17 protein-coding genes are annotated in these 18,982 nt (G+C 58.4%); 11 read left to right on the forward strand and 6 right to left on the reverse strand.

Annotation, left to right across the window (positions count from 1 at the left end; translation table 11 throughout):
- Positions 1-5: 5 nt before the first annotated feature.
- From OK142_RS09460 to OK142_RS09470, 3 genes are all read left to right on the forward strand, one after another.
- Complete coding sequence (locus OK142_RS09460; protein WP_498682564.1) at positions 6-1,103, forward strand: 5-(carboxyamino)imidazole ribonucleotide synthase; 1,098 nt, start codon at positions 6-8, stop codon at positions 1,101-1,103.
- Between the two features lie 139 nt (positions 1,104-1,242).
- Complete coding sequence (ykgO, locus tag OK142_RS09465; protein ID WP_003497670.1) at positions 1,243-1,368, forward strand: type B 50S ribosomal protein L36; 126 nt, start codon at positions 1,243-1,245, stop codon at positions 1,366-1,368.
- Between the two features lie 100 nt (positions 1,369-1,468).
- A complete protein-coding gene (locus OK142_RS09470; RefSeq protein ID WP_498682346.1) occupies positions 1,469-2,089 on the forward strand; it encodes a hypothetical protein in 621 nt (206 codons plus the stop codon).
- 69 nt (positions 2,090-2,158) lie between these two features.
- On the opposite strand, the gene OK142_RS09475 is transcribed toward OK142_RS09470, so the two are convergent.
- The 3 genes from OK142_RS09475 to OK142_RS09485 form a co-directional block, all read right to left on the reverse strand.
- Positions 2,159-2,416 (reverse strand): DUF2312 domain-containing protein, encoded by a 258-nt coding sequence (locus OK142_RS09475; RefSeq protein ID WP_006314683.1) that lies wholly within the window; start codon positions 2,414-2,416, stop codon positions 2,159-2,161.
- Between the two features lie 149 nt (positions 2,417-2,565).
- Positions 2,566-2,871, reverse strand: coding sequence for a DUF1244 domain-containing protein (locus OK142_RS09480; protein ID WP_498682348.1), 306 nt, complete (start codon positions 2,869-2,871; stop codon positions 2,566-2,568).
- A gap of 15 nt (positions 2,872-2,886) precedes the next feature.
- Complete coding sequence (locus tag OK142_RS09485) at positions 2,887-3,675, reverse strand: N-formylglutamate amidohydrolase (protein ID WP_035242905.1); 789 nt, start codon at positions 3,673-3,675, stop codon at positions 2,887-2,889.
- Between the two features lie 246 nt (positions 3,676-3,921).
- Here OK142_RS09485 and OK142_RS09490 point away from each other — a divergent pair, with 246 nt between their 5' ends.
- Together OK142_RS09490 and pyk are read left to right on the forward strand one after the other, a co-directional pair.
- On the forward strand, positions 3,922-4,353 hold the full coding sequence (locus OK142_RS09490; RefSeq protein WP_374701181.1) for a DUF1036 domain-containing protein: 432 nt from the start codon (positions 3,922-3,924) through the stop codon (positions 4,351-4,353).
- Positions 4,353-5,792 carry a pyruvate kinase gene (gene pyk, locus OK142_RS09495; RefSeq protein WP_216333182.1) on the forward strand — a complete coding sequence of 480 codons (1,440 nt, stop codon included), beginning with the start codon at positions 4,353-4,355 and terminating at the stop codon, positions 5,790-5,792. Before OK142_RS09490 ends, pyk begins: the two co-directional genes overlap by 1 nt.
- 84 nt (positions 5,793-5,876) lie before the next feature.
- On the opposite strand, the gene OK142_RS09500 is transcribed toward pyk, so the two are convergent.
- The gene (locus OK142_RS09500; protein WP_498682350.1) at positions 5,877-7,781 is read right to left on the reverse strand and encodes a peptidoglycan L,D-endopeptidase MepK; all 1,905 of its coding nucleotides are present in this window, start codon (positions 7,779-7,781) and stop codon (positions 5,877-5,879) included.
- 176 nt (positions 7,782-7,957) lie between these two features.
- A complete protein-coding gene (locus OK142_RS09505) occupies positions 7,958-9,502 on the reverse strand; it encodes a sigma-54-dependent transcriptional regulator (RefSeq protein ID WP_313607576.1) in 1,545 nt (514 codons plus the stop codon).
- 170 nt (positions 9,503-9,672) lie between these two features.
- Here OK142_RS09505 and OK142_RS09510 point away from each other — a divergent pair, with 170 nt between their 5' ends.
- Together OK142_RS09510 and OK142_RS09515 are read left to right on the forward strand one after the other, a co-directional pair.
- Positions 9,673-11,523: a M3 family oligoendopeptidase gene (locus tag OK142_RS09510; protein WP_498682352.1), complete on the forward strand. Its 1,851-nt coding sequence runs from the start codon at positions 9,673-9,675 to the stop codon at positions 11,521-11,523.
- A gap of 99 nt (positions 11,524-11,622) precedes the next feature.
- A complete protein-coding gene (locus OK142_RS09515; protein ID WP_498682354.1) occupies positions 11,623-12,258 on the forward strand; it encodes an aminotransferase class IV family protein in 636 nt (211 codons plus the stop codon).
- Here the strand turns inward: OK142_RS09515 and OK142_RS09520 are convergent.
- Positions 12,255-13,163, reverse strand: coding sequence for a GGDEF domain-containing protein (locus OK142_RS09520; RefSeq protein ID WP_313607578.1), 909 nt, complete (start codon positions 13,161-13,163; stop codon positions 12,255-12,257). The two genes, OK142_RS09515 and OK142_RS09520, sit on opposite strands and share 4 nt — an antisense overlap.
- 259 nt (positions 13,164-13,422) lie before the next feature.
- Between OK142_RS09520 and OK142_RS09525 the strand changes: the two genes are divergently transcribed.
- The 4 genes from OK142_RS09525 to hemH all read left to right on the forward strand — a co-directional run bounded on the left by OK142_RS09525 (position 13,423) and on the right by hemH (position 18,947).
- Entirely contained in the window at positions 13,423-14,868 is a 1,446-nt protein-coding gene (locus OK142_RS09525) for a homospermidine synthase (protein WP_498682358.1), read from the forward strand.
- Between the two features lie 148 nt (positions 14,869-15,016).
- The gene (gene omp10, locus OK142_RS09530; protein WP_003497694.1) at positions 15,017-15,391 is read left to right on the forward strand and encodes an outer membrane lipoprotein Omp10; all 375 of its coding nucleotides are present in this window, start codon (positions 15,017-15,019) and stop codon (positions 15,389-15,391) included.
- Positions 15,392-15,607: 216 nt separating this feature from the next.
- Entirely contained in the window at positions 15,608-17,566 is a 1,959-nt protein-coding gene (locus tag OK142_RS09535; protein ID WP_498682360.1) for a 5'-nucleotidase C-terminal domain-containing protein, read from the forward strand.
- A gap of 346 nt (positions 17,567-17,912) precedes the next feature.
- Positions 17,913-18,947 carry a ferrochelatase gene (gene hemH, locus OK142_RS09540; protein ID WP_137039219.1) on the forward strand — a complete coding sequence of 345 codons (1,035 nt, stop codon included), beginning with the start codon at positions 17,913-17,915 and terminating at the stop codon, positions 18,945-18,947.
- Positions 18,948-18,982: the final 35 nt, after the last annotated feature.

Consider the following 18,982-nt stretch of genomic DNA (forward strand, 5'->3'; position numbering starts at 1 on the left):
CGACGATGGGCACCAATAATCTGACCAAGGGCAACCTCACCATCGGCATTATCGGCGGCGGACAGCTCGGCCGCATGCTGGCAATGGCCGCAGCCCGCCTCAACCACCGCACCATCGTGCTGGAGCCCCAGGCCGATTGTCCGGCGGCACAGGTCTGCAACGATCAGATCGTCGCGGATTATGACGATGAAACCGCGCTGGCCGAACTCGCCCGCCTCTGCGATGTCGTGACCTACGAATTCGAGAACGTGCCCGTGGCGGCAGCCGAGACGCTCGCCGCCTCCGTTCCTGTCTATCCGCCGCCGCAGGCGCTCAGCGCCTCGCAGGACCGGCTGACGGAGAAGCGCTTCCTCAACGGTTGCGGCATTCCGACCGCCGATTTTCGCGCCGTGGACAGCCAGGAAGAACTGGAGGCAGCACTGGCCGCCTTTGGTGGCAAGGGCGTGCTGAAGACGCGCCGCATGGGCTATGACGGCAAGGGCCAGCGTCTTTTCCGGGGTGGCGAGGACACGACGGGCGCTTTCGAGGCGCTTGGCGGCGTGCCGCTCATCCTCGAAAGCTTCGTCGCTTTCGAGCGGGAGATATCGATCATCGCCGCCCGGTTCAGGAACGGCACGGTCACCTGCTACGATCCCGCCGAGAACGTTCACCTGAACGGCATTCTGCATACTTCGACAGTGCCGGCAGCGCTTTCCGATAGGGCGAAAGATGTTGCCGTGCAATCAGCAGAAAAGCTTCTGGCGGCGCTCGATTATGTCGGCGTGATCGGCATCGAATTCTTCGTCCTGCCCGACGGTTCGCTGGTCGCCAATGAAATGGCGCCGCGTGTTCACAATACCGGGCACTGGACGGAAGCCGCCTGCGTGATCTCGCAATTCGAACAGCATATGCGCGCGGTGTCGGGTCTTGCGCCCGGCAGCACGGCCCGCCATTCGGATTGCGTCATGACCAACCTCATCGGCGACGACATCAACGATGTGCCAGCGTGGCTGTCGAAAAAAGACTGTCTCGTGCATCTCTACGGCAAGACGCAAGCGCGGCCCGGACGCAAGATGGGCCATGTGACCGAGCTTTTGCACACAGGAAAACCCTCAGTCTTTTAAGGCAAAGACACCGGCAAGTGTTGACAGGCAGGGGTCAAACGGGTATTTGCCTGCCAACCGAAAAGAGCGCGCCCCGTTGCGCGCTTTTGATTGTTTGAATAAGCACGGTAAAAGCCGTGCAAAACTGCGGACCAGTAAAATGAAAATCAAGAATTCGCTTAAAGCGCTTAAGGCCCGTCATCGCGATAACCGCCTGGTTCGCCGCAAGGGCCGCGTCTACATCATCAACAAGCAGAACCCGCGCTTCAAGGCTCGTCAGGGCTGATTGACTGCGACTGCGGTTCGCGATCAGATCGCGGATCACTTTGTTGACAGAGTAGAACTTTGCATTTGATATTGGGCGCAGTCGGGTTAAGCTTTGACCCATGCGCCCAAATCGTTTTTGCATGGCTATCATCGTCACACAGGGTTTCCTGTTTTCGGCCCTTCCGTTTCCGGGAGTGGCTGCCATTGGCCATGCGGCGGATGCAACGGTTCCCGCAGCGGCGGAACCTGCGCTTTCACCTGCCAAAACCGTCGACACTCTTTTTGCATCCCTGAAGAAAGAGCGAAACGCCGTCAAGGCGCGCAGCATCGCCAACCAGATTGCTTCCGAATGGAATGATTCCGGCAGTGCGACGATCAATCTTCTGATGCAATGGGCAGGCGAAGCTTCAGACGAGAAGCGCAATGCCGCCGCTTACGATTTTCTCGACCAGATCATCCTGCTCGATCCCGACTATGTGCAGGCGCCCTATCGCCGCGCCATGGTGCATTTTGCCGATGGCGACACCCGCAAGGCGATGGCGGATATCAATCTGACGCTGGAAAAGGAGCCACGCTATTTTCCCGCACTGGCAAGCCTCGCCAACATCCTCGAAGCCTCAGGCCGCGACGAGTTGGCTCTGAAGGCCTGGGAACGCTATCTGGCTCTCTATCCCGCGGACAAAGATGCCCGCAAACAGGCGGTCGACCTTTCGGAAAAGCTGGCGGGCACACGCGGCTGAGTTTCGCGAAAGGCCCAAATAAAAATCGCCGCAAAAGCGGCGATTTTTCATTAACCGACTATCAGCCGATCATTCCATGCCGAGCGCAGCCATATAGGTCTGCAGGATAGTTTCTTCCTCGATACGCTCGTTGGCGTCCTTCTTGCGCAGGCGGATGATGGTGCGGATCGCCTTGGTATCGTAACCACGACCTTTCGCCTCACCCATGACATCCTTGATGTCGCCCTGGATGGCGGCCTTTTCTTCTTCGAGACGCTCGACGCGCTCGATGAATTGACGCAGTTCGGCGGCGGCGACGGTTTCAGTGGTGCTGGTTTCGTCCATCATATCATCCTTCATTGGCGGCTCGTCTGAGCCTTGTTCATTTGATCCGGCTGGAAGCTCCCGCCGGTCGCCGCCACCCGGGCGGCACAAATTCAGGCCTGTGAACTGCCCATTGCCGGGCCTCACGTCAAGTCGTTTCCGTCGATCGGGGGCTATTCGCTGGGACGGTTTTGCTCGAAGGCGGCTTTCTGGGCATCGCTCGCCTCCGCCTGGTATCTTTCCTTCCAGTCCTCATAGGGCATGCCGTAGACGATTTCCCGGGACTCATCCTTGCTGAGCGGAACACCGGCATCCTCAGCCGCTTCCCGATACCAGTTGGAAAGACAGTTGCGGCAAAAGCCAGCGAGATTCATCATATCGATGTTCTGCACATCGTGGCGCTCACGAAGATGCTGGATCAAACGGCGGAAGGCGGCGGCCTCGAACTCGATCTGCTGTTTGTCGTTCTGTGTCGTCATGGGGCAACTCCAGGCTCAATAGGGGCCGGTGCGAGAGGCGAACAGCTGGTATTCATGCAGGACGGGATCGTCGTTCATTGCGGCAAAAATGGGAGCGAGCCGGTCCGACCAGTCGGCAATCCCCTCCTCATCCGCGATCAGATCCTGCCGAACCTCAAGAAGCGCATGCGGTATGCCCTTCATCATGCAATGGCGGTACATGGTGTCACCCTTCAGCGCTCCGTCATAGGGTTCGTTGTCGCCGACGAGAATGTCGCCGGTCGCGCGCAGATGCGCCAGAAGCGGATCGACCACACGATTATCCGTGTCCCACAAAACAGCCGCATGCCAGGGCCGCGGCGTTTCCTTCCAGAACGGCGTGTAGGAATGCAGCGACAGAACGAGAGGCGCCTCCCCGGACGACTGCGCAACACCGTTGAGCACGCGATCAACGGCATCGTGATAAGGCCGGTGAAAAATCTCGATCCTCTTTTGCCACTCCTCATCCGAAATCGGATGGTTGCCGGGAATGATCGCGCCGTCCGAAATCTTCATGATGAGAGTGGGATCGTCTTCGCCGCGATTCGGATCGATCAGCAGCCGCGAAAAACGACCCAGCACAGCCGGCACGCCGAGACGGGCGGCCAGCGAGCGCGTCAAACCTTCTATGCCGATATCAAATGCGATATGGCGATGAAAAGCGGTTTGCGGAAGGCCAAGTTTGCCGTAGTGTGCCGGCAGGAGGTTCATGGCATGGTCCGCCAGAAGAACCATGCCTTTGTCATAATCGCCTTCTATGATTTCATAGGGTATGAAGTCGTTCATCGATGATTTTCTGGGGCAGGATTGAGGAGAAAAGCTTGATGGCATGGCTTGAGGCCGGGCGCAAGTTTCGGCGAAAGAACAGCCATCTACCTTACCGCACTCACGATCCCACGAACAATATAATCGATTAAACTCGCGTTGACTTTCTTTGGCGGCCACGCCAAGAAGTGTGTTCATTATAACCATGGAATCCGGATGGAAGCCGTGACTCAGTCATCTCTCGCTCTTCCTCGCCTTTTTCGGCATATCACCCGTCTTTTTTCCGCAGCGGCATTGTTTCTGACCCCGTTTGTGTTCGTGGAGACCGCACATGCGGATTTCCGCGTCTGCAACAGCACGCAAAACCTCGTGGGGGTCGCAATCGGCTACCGGGCACAAAACGGCTGGGTCAGCGAAGGGTGGTGGCAGGTCCCCTCCTCTACCTGCGCAACGCTGATAGAGGGTGAGTTGCAGTCGCGTTATTATTATCTTTACGCCGAGGATGCCGCCCATGGCGGCCGCTGGACCGGTGACGTCAACATGTGTGTGGCGGAAAACGAGTTCAAGATCGACGGTGTAGACGATTGTTATGCCCGCAGCTTCCAGAGAATGGGTTTCAAGGAATATGACACGGGCAGACAGGGCAGCTGGATGGTCCAGCTTTCCGATACGCCAGGCACACAGGGAAATCAAAACTGATGAAGCGTAACCGCAAAGTCAAAATTCTTGCAACTCTCGGCCCCGCCTCTTCCGAAGAGGCAATGATCGAAAAGCTGCATCTGGCCGGCGCCGATCTCTTCCGCATCAACATGAGCCATGCGAGCCACGACGTGATGCGCACGCTCATTCAGCGTATCCGTTCGGTCGAGAGCCGCAACGGCCGTCCCATCGGCATTCTGGCCGACCTGCAGGGTCCCAAGCTGCGCGTCGGAAAATTCGCCGAAACCAAGGTCGATCTCGTTCCTGGCCAGACCTTCACGCTCGATAATAACGACGCCCCCGGCGACAACAGCCGCGTTTTCCTGCCACACCCTGAAATTCTCGAAGCGGTCAAGCCTGGCCATCGCCTGCTGATCGACGACGGCAAGCTGCATCTGCGCGCTGAAAAATGCGACGGCAAGAGCATCGTCACCACGGTCGTTTCCGGCACCCGGATTTCCGACCGCAAGGGTATCAGCCTGCCCGACACCCTGCTCGGCGTCGGCGTGCTGACCGACAAGGACCGCGTCGACCTCGATGCCGTTCTCGCGACCAACGAAGTGGACTGGGTTGCACTTTCCTTCGTCCAGCGTCCGGAAGATCTGGCCGAAGTCCGCAAGATTTCCCGCGGCCGCGTTGGCCTGATGTCCAAGATCGAGAAGCCGCAGGCCATCGAACGGATCGAGGAAATCATCGAACTTTCCGACGCATTGATGGTCGCACGCGGCGATCTCGGTGTCGAAATGCCGCTGGAGGCGGTTCCGGGCATCCAGAAGCAGCTGACACGCGCCTGCCGTCGCGCCGGCAAGCCCGTCGTTGTCGCCACCCAGATGCTGGAATCGATGATTACCGCACCGGTTCCCACGCGCGCCGAAGTTTCTGACGTCGCGACTGCCGTGTTCGAAGGTGCGGACGCCATCATGCTTTCGGCTGAATCGGCTTCCGGCGATTATCCGGTCGAAGCCGTGTCGACCATGGCGTCCATCGCCAGCACGGTGGAGCAGGATCCCTATTATTCCAACATCATCTACGCGCAGCGTCCGCAGCCGGAAGCAACCGGTGCCGATGCGATTTCGCTTGCCGCCCGCCAGATTGCCGAAACGCTGAAGCTCGCAGCGATCGTCACCTATACCTCGTCCGGCACGACGGGCCTGCGCGCCGCGCGCGAACGGCCGCAGGTTCCGATCATTGCCCTTTCGCCGATCATTCAGACCGCACGCCGCCTGTCGGTCGTCTGGGGCCTGCACTGCGTTGTGACCGGCGATGCCAGCGATCTGGACGACATGGTGAACCGTGCTTGTCGCATCGTTGTGTCCGAAGGTTTCGGCAAGCCGGGCGACCGCATTATCATCTCCGCCGGCGTACCGCTCGGCACCCCCGGAGCGACCAATATGGTACGCATCGCCTATATCGGCTCGGACGGCCAGAGCGGCGTCTGACACCCGGACAGATCGTCATGAAAAAACCCGCCGTCGCCGGCGGGTTTTTTGTTGGCCTTTCGGCCACATTAGAACAGCTTGGGCTCAGTGCATTTTCACCGGTGTGCTGAAGCGGCTGGACTCGATTGCCGCAGCGCCCGGCCTGAAGCTTGCCGAGGTGGCAGAGGCGGACATGTCGTGGCTGAGCATGCGATTGGCGATAACGCGCGGCGCCTTCACAGAACGCCCGGTCGTACCCTTGTTCTGGTTGAGCGCCCAATCTGAGATCAGATCCTGCGTCAGGCGACCACCGCCGACCATGGCCTGATGGGAAACGGCCGCGTCCTGCTTGCTGGGGCGTGAGCCCTTGGTCGGAAGGCCGGCGGTGAGGCCACCATTGACGGCGGGCTTCAGATCAAACGCATCGCCGAAGCCTTCCTTCGGTTCCGCCTTGGCCGTTTCGGCGGGCGCTACCGTAACCTTGTGGTTGACAGCGGCCGGGAATGCCGCAGCTGTCGGAACGGCAGCGGACTGGACCTGCGAACGGGCAGCCTGACCGCTCTGTTCAAGAGCCGCAACCACAGTCGGCGAAAGCGTATCCTGCCGCGCGTCGGCAAGATCGTCTTCACCTTCGGGGTCAGCATTGGCTGCCGCCAGCAGGGCTTCCGCCACGGCCGGACGGTTGGCAGGTACCGGAACGGAGGCGAGTTCGCCGGTCGCAGCAGGGGTTGCACCATCTGCAGAAGCCGTCAGGATCGAGCCTTCAGCGTCGCCTCTCATGCCACGCGGCCCAAGAAGTGTCGGCACGGGTACGGATACCTCGGCCAGATCGGCAAATTGCTGACGCTCAGCTGGAGCGGACGCCGGTGTCGGCGTTGTCGCAGCCTGCAGTGCATCCTGCGCCGCGTTGCGGGCAGGAGAATAAAGTGCAGTCGCAAGGCCGGTATTGGCCGGCTGATTGCCGAAGGCGGGACGAGCCGTTGGCAGCGGCGCATCGTTCACGCCAGGAAGAGATTGTGCGGAAGCAACGGCAATGGCCTGTTCCGGCTCGGGCGCTGCGGGCTGCGGAGCAGCCGGCCGTGCGACAGCCGGGCGTTCGGCGGGCTCCGGCGCTGCGATGCTATCCGGATCTTCATCCTCATCGCCTCCGCCGCCAAAGAGTGTCTGCAACAGCGTCTTGCGCTTGCCGCCGCCGGAAGAAGCAGGACCAGAACCGGCGCTGGAAGCAACCTGGATGGAGGACGAGCTGACGCGCTTCTTGTAATCCGCCAGAGCCTGCTCGTAACCGGGAAGCGGCTTGCCGTCGGAAGGAAGATGCAGCGTATTGCCGTTCGGGAAGATGCGGACGAGTTCCTGGCGGCTCATGCGCGGCCAGGCGCGAACGCCGCCGACATCCATGTGCACGAAGGGAGAACCCGAACTCGGATAGAAACCCACGCCGCCGATCTGCATCTGCATGCCGATTTCGCGCAGACGCGACAGCTTCACGCCGGGTATGTAAAAATCCATGGCCTTGCCAAGCATATGCTGGCTTTTTTCCGCGACACCCTTGGTGCGCGTACGCAGGAGACCATTGGTCTCCGGCGAGCGGAAGGCCGAAACGACGTTGATGTAATCGGTCGCGCCGCTGCGGCGATAAACTTCCCAGACGAGATCGAACAGGCGCGGATCCATCCGTGTCGGCTGGTTGCGGCGCCAGTCACGCAGGAACCGGTTCAGCTCCTGCAGACCCTTCTGGTCGTATTTGCCATTGCGCTTGAAGGTGATGACCGCCTTCTCGCGTGTATGGATATAATACAGTTTAAGGCTGCGCGTCTCGGCGAAGGCTTCCGTCGCCGAGGCACCTACGAAAGGCATGGCGGCGAGCATCAGGCAGGCAAAGGTGACAGCGCGTGCCGACAGCTTCGTGCATATATCCTTGATCAAGCCGCGCGCGATCTTGGTCGACAGCGCGTTATTCCGATGCAGATATGGCAATTCGATCCCCGCCTGGAAGACAATTTCTGTCACATTGCCTCAAATGAACGTCAAATACGGTGACACGATGGCAAAATTGCCACACACATGCAACCTTCCTCTACATAGTGAATCAGCCACTAACAAGAGGTTTATAGACGGTAAGCGGATATCCTTGCTCAGAAGTTAACGAATCTCACGATCTGCCGGGGAATATGCCATTTGCGGCATCAGGCGGCATCTCGAAGCGGATCATCGGGATCGATGCCATAATCCTTCAGTTTTCGATAAAGCGTCGATCGCCCTATGCCGAGTTTCCGTGCGACCTGGCTCATCTGCCCGCGATAGAAACGAAGGGCGAAGCGGATAAGCTCTTCCTCGATCTCCGCGAGTTTTCGGATATTGCCCGAATCGTCCATGCTGGAGATCAGGTTGCCTCCGCGGTAGATGGTCGTCGAAATATCCGCCGTATCCTCAAGAACGGCGTTAGTTTCGGCCAATGGCGGCGGCGGGGAATAGGCCGCGAGTTTCAGCGACGATCCAGACGGCGACCGGATGGAATCTCCCGCATCATCCCCTGTTGCAAATTCCGGCAGTTGCAACGCGATCTGCGGAAAATCGGAATCCGCCAGTTCCTCACCCTGCGACAGCACGACGGCGCGGAAAACGGCGTTTTCAAGCTGGCGGATATTGCCCGGCCAGTCATAAGCCGTCAGCAGCGCCAGGGCGCTGGCATTGAGGCCAACGGGATTGGGCAATTTCTGCTCCGCCGAAAAACGCTCGGCGAAAACCCGCGCCAGATGGGGAATATCCTCCTTGCGGCGGCGCAGCGCCGGAATGGTGATCGGGAAGACGTTGAGGCGATAATAGAGATCCTCGCGGAAACGGCCTTCCTTCACCTCTTCGATAAGGTTCTTGTTGGTGGCGGAAATCAGCCGGACGTTGACCTTCTGCACACGCGCGGAGCCGACCGTCTCGATTTCGCCCTGCTGAACGGCACGCAGCAGCTTGACCTGAACGTCCAGTGGCAGATCGCCGATTTCATCGAGGAACAGCGTTCCGCCATCCGCCTCCATGAACTTGCCGATGTGCTTTTCCGTCGCGCCGGTGAATGCGCCCTTTTCGTGGCCAAAGAGAATGCTTTCCACGAGATTATGCGGGATCGCACCGCAATTGACGGTGATGAACGGCTTGTTCGCCCTGTCGCCGGCCGACTGGATGGCGCGCGCGACCATTTCCTTACCGACACCGGATTCGCCTTCCAGCACCACGGGAATGCTGGACTGGGCCGCACGCTGCGCGAGCTCGATGACCCTCAGCATTGCGGGGCTTGCGGAAACGATATCGGTAAAATTCACTGCATTGCTCCGTCCGCGCCTGCCCGTGCGGGCCTTTGCCTCTCTCCTGTCGAGCTTGAGGGCATTGGAGATGGCGGCGCCGATCCTTTCCGGCGAGACCGGCTTGACGACGAAATCGAAGGCGCCGGCGCGCATGGCCTGCACGACGGTGTCGATGCCGCCCTGCCCCGTCTGGACGATGACGGGAACATCGGTGCCAAGTTCGCCCACGGCTTTCAAAAAGGTCAGGCCGTCCATTTCCGGCATCATAAGGTCGAGGACAACAACATTGATCTCGCCGCTATATTGCTTGAGCAGCTCCAGCCCCGCTTTGCCGTTTTCGGCAAGCAAGGCGAGATGCCCATAACGTTCCACCGCGTTTTTGAGCAGGCGGCGCTGGACAGGATCATCGTCTATCACGAGAACATGCGCGGTCATTTTTGGCTCCGGTTTCCGGTTTATGGACCTGCGTCATGCGGTCCCTTATGCCGCACTCTGGCACAGGAGATTTGAACATCCAGTTTTGAGATTTGCTTGCATTTTATCCATTGCTACGGGAAACAAAGGCCCCATATGCTTCGAAAAGCATAACCAGAAGGATACGTCCGATGACCCTTAATCGCTCCATTCCGCAACCCGTATTTTCCCTTGCGGAAACCTCCGGTCCCGTGCTTGGTGACCTGCCCGACTGGAAGCTTTCGGATCTTTATCCGTCGGGCGACTCGCCGGAATACAAGGGCGATCTTGAGAAGGCGGCAGCAATGGCGACGGCTTTCGAGGATAAATGGAAGGGCAAGCTTGAGACCGCCGCAAAGGCGACAGGCGCCAACGGCATCGGCGCTGCCCTCAAGGAGTATGAAGCGCTGGACGATCTCATCGGCCGCATCGGCTCCTTTGCCGGACTGACTTATTTTTCCGATACGTCGAACCCGGCAAACGGCAAACTTTACGGCGATGCCCAAGCGAAACTGACGGATATTTCCGCCCATCTCCTGTTCTTTACGCTTGAACTCAACCGCATCGACGATGCGGTGATGGACGCCTGCATGGTAAATGATGCCGCGGCAGGGCATTACCGGCCCTGGCTGGTGGATTTGCGCAAGGACAAGCCGCACCAGCTTGACGACCAGCTGGAACAGCTGTTCCTTGAAAAATCGATGACCAGCGCGAGCGCCTTCAACCGTCTGTTCGACGAGACGATGGCCGATCTGCGTTTTGATATTGACGGCGCAAACCTTCCGCTGGAAGTGACGCTCAACATGCTCCAGGAGCCTGAGCCGGAAACCCGCAGGAAGGCGGCCGAAGCCCTGAGCGCCACCTTCAGGAACAATCTGCGGGTCTTCACCCTCATCACCAACACGCTCGCCAAGGACAAGGATATTTCCGACCGCTGGCGCAAATTCGAAGACATTGCCGACAGCCGCCATCTGGCGAACCGCGTCGAGCGTGAAGTTGTCGATGCGCTGGCTGCCGCCGTCAAAAACGCCTATCCGCGCCTTTCGCATCGCTATTACGCCATGAAGGCGAAATGGCTCGGCATGGAGCAGATGAACTACTGGGACCGCAACGCGCCGCTGCCCGATACGTCCAATACGATCATTCCATGGGATGAGGCAAAGGATACCGTGCTTTCCGCCTATGGCGATTTCGCGCCCGAGATGGCTGATATCGCCCGCCGTTTCTTTGATGAAGAGTGGATCGACGCTCCCGCCCGCCCTGGCAAGGCTCCGGGGGCATTCGCTCATCCGACGGTGCCATCAGCCCATCCTTATGTGCTCGTCAATTATCTCGGCAAACCGCGGGACGTGATGACGCTTGCCCATGAGCTTGGCCACGGCGTGCACCAGGTGCTGGCCGGCGGCCAAGGCGCATTGATGTGCGCCACGCCGCTGACGCTTGCCGAAACAGCTTCCGTCTTCGGTGAAATGCTGACCTTCCGCAAGCTGCTCAACGACACCAAGGATGTGAGAGAGCGCAAGGCTATGCTCGCCCGTAAGGTCGAGGACATGATCAACACGGTCGTTCGTCAGGTTGCGTTTTATGAATTCGAACGCAAGCTGCACACCGCCCGCAAGCAGGGCGAGTTGACCTCCGAACAGATCGGTGAATTGTGGCTTTCCGTTCAGGCCGAAAGCCTCGGCCCGGCAATCCGGATTTCCGAAGGCTACGAGACATGGTGGACCTATATCCCCCATTTCATCCATTCACCCTTCTATGTTTATGCCTATGCCTTCGGTGATTGCCTGGTGAACTCGCTTTATGCGGTCTACCAGAAGGCCGAGACCGGCTTTCAGGATAAATATTTCGAGCTTTTGAAAGCGGGCGGCACCAAGCACCATTCCGAGCTTTTGAAGCCCTTCGGTCTTGATGCGACCGATCCTTCCTTCTGGGACAAGGGCCTTTCGATGATCGAGGGGCTGATCGACGAGCTGGAAGCGCTGGATAACAAACAGGCTTAACCTCGCCAGCCGGCAAGGCTATCCTATTTCGGACAAGCTTTGCCGGTTGATATCGCCGGTATGGACACCAATGATGACTGCAGGCGACGAGCAAAGGCAATGAAACGCAAACCCGCTGATCTGACCTTGAGGGAAACCCTGCGCTGGGAGCCGCAATCGGGCTTTCAGCGCATTGACCAGCATATGCGCCGGCTGTTGCGCTCCGCCGATGCGTTGGGTTTTCGCGCACCCCTCAATGCGGTCCAGACCCTGGAAAAGACGGTGGGCGGCGAAAACCCGCTCTGCGTAAAGCTTGTCATGAACTACAAGGGTGAGCTGGATATTGAAACGGCCGACTTTCGTCCGTTGCAGGAAAATACCGTCTGGCGCGTCCGCATTGCCACCCAAACCACCCTTGATTCCGCCGATACCTTCTATCGCCACAAGTCGTCGCGCCGGGAGCCCTATGATGCCGCCCGCGCCGAATTCTCAGCCGCAGATGCGGATGAGGTTCTGCTTCTCAACGAGCGCGGCGAGTTGTGCGAGGGATCCTCGACCAGCATCTTCGTCGAAATGCCTGATGGGCAATTGCTGACGCCGCCGCTCGACAGCGGCATTCTTCCGGGCGTCCTGCGCGCCGATCTTATCCGTGAGCGCAAGGCCCGCGGGCAGGCGCTGAAACCGGAGGATCTTGCCGGGCGGCGGTTGTTCGTGGGTAATTCGCTGCATGGCTTGATTGCGGCGGAACTGGTCTAAACCGTCACCGCCAGAAGCCGGTCCCGACCTTTCTCCTTGGCCGCATAAAGGGCCTTGTCGGCACGCATGAAAACCTCGTCGGCGCTTTCCGCCATACGATAGGCGGTCATGCCGGCCGAGCAACTGTAGGAAAAATCCGGGAAATCGGGCAGGGGTCTAGAAAGACGCACCCTTTGCAGCAGCCGTTCGACAATCTCCCCGCTTTCGGCAACGGAGCTGCGCGGCAGGATGAGCATGAATTCTTCACCGCCAATCCTGCCGAAACAGTCCACCCGGCGCACGACGGAATGGGCGATGCCGACAAAATCACGCAGAACCGCATCACCGCATTTGTGGCCGAAACGATCGTTGATCTGCTTGAAAAAATCAATATCGAGCGTGCAAAGGCAAAAGGGCGCTTCAAGACCTCTGCCGACCCGTTCCACCTGCAGGGCCAATTTCGCGAAAACGAAACGACGGTTCGCCGTTCCCGTCAATTCGTCAGTCTGCGAGGCGCGCACCGCCAGATCGCGGTCCTGCCGCAGCGTTCTGTAGCCCTGGCGCAATTCGGTGACGTCGCTTGCGATGCAGAGCATCCATCCATCCTGCTGAACCGTCTCCGTCATCCAGAACCAGCGGCCGTCATACATGTCCATCTCGAAGGCACGATAGGGCAGCTTGCCGCGCCGGGACTGCGCTGACATCAGCCACCCCTCGAAATCGTTGTTTCTTATGACGACGCCGGTGCGCAGGCGATGGTTCAGCCGCATGATATCCGCCCAGGTCGGGAAATCTCCCGCAGCAAGCTGAAAGCTTTCCCGAAACGATGGGTTGGCGTGCCGCAACCGGTCCTCGGAATCATAGAGGGCGATCAGAACGGGGGTGGCACTCTGAAGCGCTGCAACACGCTCGATAAGACTATCCAACAGGCAACTCTCCTGTGATGGCGAAAATTTCCCCCGTCGTCATCCGGCCAAAGCCCCCAAGCCTTTGGACATATACACGAAAAGAAGAACCTAATTATAAACGCAGTATCTAAAATGCGAAGAGGCAGAATGTGGTGGAAAGGGTGCGCCGGCCCACCCCGTCGTCACCACCGTCATATGTCCGTCATCCACCTGCCCTTTATTGTGGCACGCTTTTATGATCTAGCTTACTTATTGGCTGAAAAAGGAAAATTGACGAATGACGGACGCAAACCATCCGATTTACGGCGATATTGACGGCCCCATCATCATGATCGGCTTCGGCTCCATCGGGCGCGGTACTCTTCCGTTGATCGAACGTCATTTCAATTTCGACAGGACCCGTCTCGTCGTCATCGATCCGCGCGAGGATATCGCGGCGTTTCTGGCCGAGAGAAACATTCATCACATCCGCAAACATCTGACCAAGGAAAACTATAAAGAGGTTCTCAAGCCGCTCCTCAAAGGTGTCCAGGGCCAGGGCTTTTGCGTCAATCTTTCCGTCGATGCCGCATCCGTTGATCTGATGAGGCTCTGCCGCAAACACGGCATGCTCTATATCGACACCGTGGTGGAGCCATGGCCGGGCTTTTATTTCGACGCCGACGCCGACAATGCCTCCAGAACCAATTATTCGCTGCGCGAGACCATGCTGAAGGAAAAGGCGCGCAAACCGGGCGGCACAACGGCGGTTTCCACCTGCGGCGCCAATCCGGGCATGGTGTCCTGGTTCGTGAAGCAGGCGCTGATCAACCTCGCCAGGGATACGGGTCTCGATATCGAGGAGCCGCAGCCGCATGACCGGGAAACATGGGCAAAGCTCATGAAACAGCTTGGCGTCAAGGGCGTGCATGTGGCCGAGCGCGACACGCAGCGGGCAAAGGAGCCCAAGCCATTCGGGGCGTTCTGGAACACCTGGTCCGTCGAGGGTTTTATCGCCGAAGGTTTTCAGCCGGCCGAACTCGGCTGGGGAACGCATGAAAACTGGATGCCGAAAAACGCGAAAAAGCAGAAAAAGGGCAGCAAGGCGGCGATCTATCTCGATCAACCCGGCGCCAATACCCGGGTGCGGACGTGGTGTCCGGGCCAGGGCCCGCAATATGGATTTCTGGTCACCCACAATGAAGCGATCTCGATTTCCGACTATTTCACCGTCCGCAATGACGATGGCGGCGTGATCTATCGCCCCACCTGTCATTATGCCTACCACCCTTGCAACGACGCCATTCTTTCCCTGCACGAACTCTTCGGCAATGGCGGCACGGCCCAGCCGATCCAGCATGTGCTCGGCGAAGACGAACTGGTCGACGGCGCCGACGAGCTGGGTGTTCTTCTCTATGGCCATGACAAAAATGCCTATTGGTACGGCTCGCGGCTGACCCTGCAGGAGGCGCGCTCACTCGCGCCCAACCAGAATGCGACCGGGCTGCAGGTCAGTTCGGCGGTGCTGGCCGGAATGGTCTGGGCAATTGAAAATCCGCAGGCCGGCATCGTCGAGGCAGATGAAATGGATTACCGCCGATGCCTTGAGGTGCAGCGCCCCTATCTTGGCCCGGTCGAGGGACATTATACGGACTGGACGCCGCTCGATGGTCGCCCCGGCCTGTTTCCCGACAATATCGACAAGTCCGATCCTTGGCAGTTCCGCAACATCCTGGTGCGCTAAAGGACCGGAGTCTCATATTTGTCACGCCGGCGCTTTCATGCGGGACGTCAGGAACCCGGGAGAGCAAACAACGTTGCCTTGAAATAAAGAACGCTTCACGGCATGGTCGAAGCACAAGGGTTTCATCGAATCGCAGGAGAACAGGCTCATGAACTTCAAGACAAGCGCTGCTTTGCTTTCAGCCGCCATCGCGGTGTCTTCATGCGTCGCGCCGGGTCCCTCCCAGCAGACCTCCATGGCCCCCTCGCTTGCCCGCGGGCCGGCCGTCGATGGCCGCTGGATCGACCGTAACGGCATCGTATCGACATTCCAGAACGGCGCTTTCTCCACACGTTCGACCGACACCAATACGCTTCTGGCGTCTGGCACCTATGTCACCATTTCGCCGACGCTCTACGAAATCAACATGACGTCACTGGTTCGCAATACGCAATCGCGCGTCAACTGCGCCCTTGTCTCCCCGTCACAATTGAATTGCACGACAGACACAAACAGCCAGTTCTCGCTGACGCGTCAAGGCTGATAATCTTATATTTTCAAATGGATAGCATTGTGAAACGCACGCTTCAAGCGTGCGTTTTTCTTTATTGCGCGACTGTCATAATTTCGCTTGCGACAACTGCCGCTAAATGGAAACATCGCGCTTTGAAAGACTGACATATTTTCGGACTAGAAAATAAGCACGACCGGATGATGATCGACCGGCCGTGGCTTCCGCTTTGAACAGGAGAGAGGGACCATGAAGAAAATTTTGGGACTGGGCATGCTGAGCGTTTCGGTAATAACGCTTTCGGCTGGAGCGGCTCTGGCCGATTACGAGCTCAACATTCTTCACATCAACGATTTTCACTCCCGTATCGAATCGATCAACAAGTCCGACTCGACCTGCTCGGCGGAAGAAGAAGGCAAGAATGAATGCTTCGGCGGTGCTGCGCGCCTCTTGACCGCAATCAACCAGACCCGCGACGCGCTCAAGGCTGAAGGGAAAAATGTTCTTCTGCTTAATGCCGGCGATAATTTTCAGGGGTCACTATTCTACACCACCTACAAGGGCACCGTTGAAGCAGAAATGCTGAACGCCATGAAGTTCGACGCCATGACCGTCGGCAACCATGAGTTCGACGATAGCGAAGACGGGCTTGCCGGCTTCCTCGACAAGGTCCAGTTTCCGGTCGTGACCGCAAACGTGGTCGCCAGCGCCGCCTCGAAGATCGGTGATCGCGTCAAGCCTTCCATCGTCCTTGAAGTCGGCGGCCAGAAAATCGGCATCGTCGGTGCGGTGGCCAACGATACGGCGGAACTGGCGACGCCCGGTCCCAATATCACCATTGCCGAAGATGTCGCGAAAATCAGCGAACAGGTGCAGAAGCTGAAGCAGGACGGCGTCAACAAGATCATCGCCCTTACCCATGTCGGATATCCGCGCGACCTCGAATTCATCGCGAAAATCCCGGATGTGGATGTCGTGGTTGGCGGCCACTCGCATACGCTGCTTTCCAACACCGACCAGAAGGCCGAAGGCCCCTATCCGACGCTCGTCGACAATCCCGGCGGCTACAAGGTTCCGGTGGTTCAGGCCGGACAATACAGCAAATATCTCGGTGACCTGCGCGTCGTCTTCGATGACAGCGGCGTGGTCAAGGAAAGCAAGGGCGACCCGATCCTGATCGATTCCTCCTTCAAACCCGATGAAGCGACGCTGAAGCGCATCGACGAGCTGAAAGCACCGATCGAGGCTCTGAAATCCAAGGTCGTCGGCACTTCGGAAGGCCCGATCGAGGGCGACCGCAAGATTTGCCGCGTCAAGGAATGCTCCATGGGCAATCTGGTGGCGGATGCCACACTGGCCCGCGTGAAGGATCAGGGCATCACCATCGCTTTCGCAAATAGCGGCGGCCTGCGCGCTTCCATTGATGCCGGCGATGTCTCGATGGGCGAGGTCCTGACGGTTCTGCCGTTCCAGAACACCGTTGCGACCTTCCAGCTGAAGGGCGAGGATATTCGCGCCGCCCTCGAAAACGGCGTCAGCCAGATCGATGATGGTGCTGGCCGGTTCATGCAGGTTTCCGGCCTGAAATATTCTTTCGACCGCTCGAAGCCTGCCGGCAGCCGCATCGTTTCGGTTGACGTTAAGGAAGGCGAGACGTTTGTGCCGCTCGACCCGGCCAAGACCTATATCGTCGCGGCCAACAACTATGTTCGCACCGGCGGTGATGGCTTCAAGGTCTTTGCGACGAAGGCGATCAACGCCTATGATTTCGGCCCCAATCTCGAAGAGGCTGTCGCCGCTTATATCACCGCAAACAGCCCCTATAAGCCCTATACGGACGGCCGCATCAGCGAAGTGACACCTGCCGGTTACGTGGCTCCGGCAAAGCCCGCAGCACCTGCACCCGCAGCAACCGCACCGGCACCGGCACCGGCAGCAGGCACACAGGCTCCGGCAGCAACACCGGCTCCGGCGCCCGCAGCGCCTGCTGCCACCGCACCTTCTGCCACGGCACCTGCCGCCACCGCGCCCGCGACCGCCGCTGCTGCGGTCAGCAAATATGTGGTTGAGAAGGGCGATTCGCTCTGGAAGATCGCGGCGGAAAAATATGGCGATGGCGCTCTCTGGACCAGAATTGCCAAGGCGAACACGCTGAAGCATCCGAACCACATTGAGATCGGTGAGGAACTGGAGCTTCCGGCGCAATAAGCCGGTAGCGACCAGACAGGGCAATTTGCCGCAGACCGGAAGCCGACCCTCAACCACGGGGTCGGCTTCTTATTTTCCTATAAAAAACAGGTCACTACAGGCCGCACTTTGCAAAAGGGCATCGTGCCTGCCAGCCAGCCCCGGAAATCACCTCCAGCGGTGGTTCTATCCTGAGAAATTTCGTCTAGAACATGAACAACTTGACGACAGGGGCGTATAGCTCAAGCATTTGCGACAGAATTCGTCAGGGTTCTCGTCGGTATGCATAAAACAAAAGATGGAGCCTTCCGCCCTCTCCCAAACGGAAAGCTCTTGTGCAAACAGTCCGAATTTCAGGGTGTCATTCATGGCGACAGAACTATCCGCACTCCCCGTAGACCATCCCGGCATAAGATTTGGCAAGGTCGGCGTTCTGCTCGTTAATCTCGGCACGCCGGATGGTACGGATTATTGGCCGATGCGCCGTTATCTGGCGGAATTCTTAAGCGACAAGCGCGTCATCGAATGGTCCCGCCTTTACTGGTATCCGATCCTTTACGGCATCGTCCTCAACAAGCGTCCGCAAAAGGTCGGCAAGGCCTATGAGGAAATCTGGAACCACGAACGCAACGAAAGCTATCTGCGCACCTATACCCGCAGCCAGGGTGAGTTGATGGCAAAGGCGCTGACGGATCTGCCCAATGTCGTCGTTGACTGGGCGATGCGCTATGGACAGCCTTCCATCGCCTCGAAAATCGACGCACTGAAAGAACAGGGCTGCGAAAAAATCCTGCTTTTTCCGCTCTACCCGCAATATGCCGCATCGACCACGGCAACCGTCAACGACAAGGCTTTCGAACACCTGATGAAGCTGCGCTGGCAACCTGCACTGCGCACCGTGCCCCCCTATCACGACGATCCGGCCTATATCGAAGCACTCGCCGCCTCTGTCAAAAACCATCTGGCGACGCTGGACTGGGAGCCTGAGATGCTGATCACCTCCTTCCACGGCATTCCGCAATCCTATTTCAAAAAGGGTGATCCCTATTATTGTCATTGCCAGAAGACCGCCCGCCTGTTGCGCGAGGCGCTGGGACGGACGGACAAGAATTTCATGATCACCTTCCAGTCGCGTTTCGGGCCGGAGGAATGGTTGCAACCCTATACCGACAAAACCGTGGGAAAACTGGCTTCAGAAGGCATCAAGCGCATCGCCGTCATGAATCCCGGCTTCGTATCGGATTGTCTTGAGACGCTTGAAGAAATTGCCGGTGAAGCCGGCGAGATTTTCCTGCATAATGGCGGCGAGAAATTTACCCATATCCCCTGTCTTAACGACAGCGCCGAGGGTATGGATGTTCTCGAAAAGGTTGTACGGCGAGAGTTGCAAGGCTGGGTGTAATCTTGCCATAACGATGCTGGGGTAAAATCCCTGAC

This window comes from Agrobacterium sp. BT-220-3 (genome assembly GCF_025910175.1).
GTDB classification, from domain to species: Bacteria; Pseudomonadota; Alphaproteobacteria; order Rhizobiales; family Rhizobiaceae; genus Agrobacterium; species Agrobacterium oryzihabitans.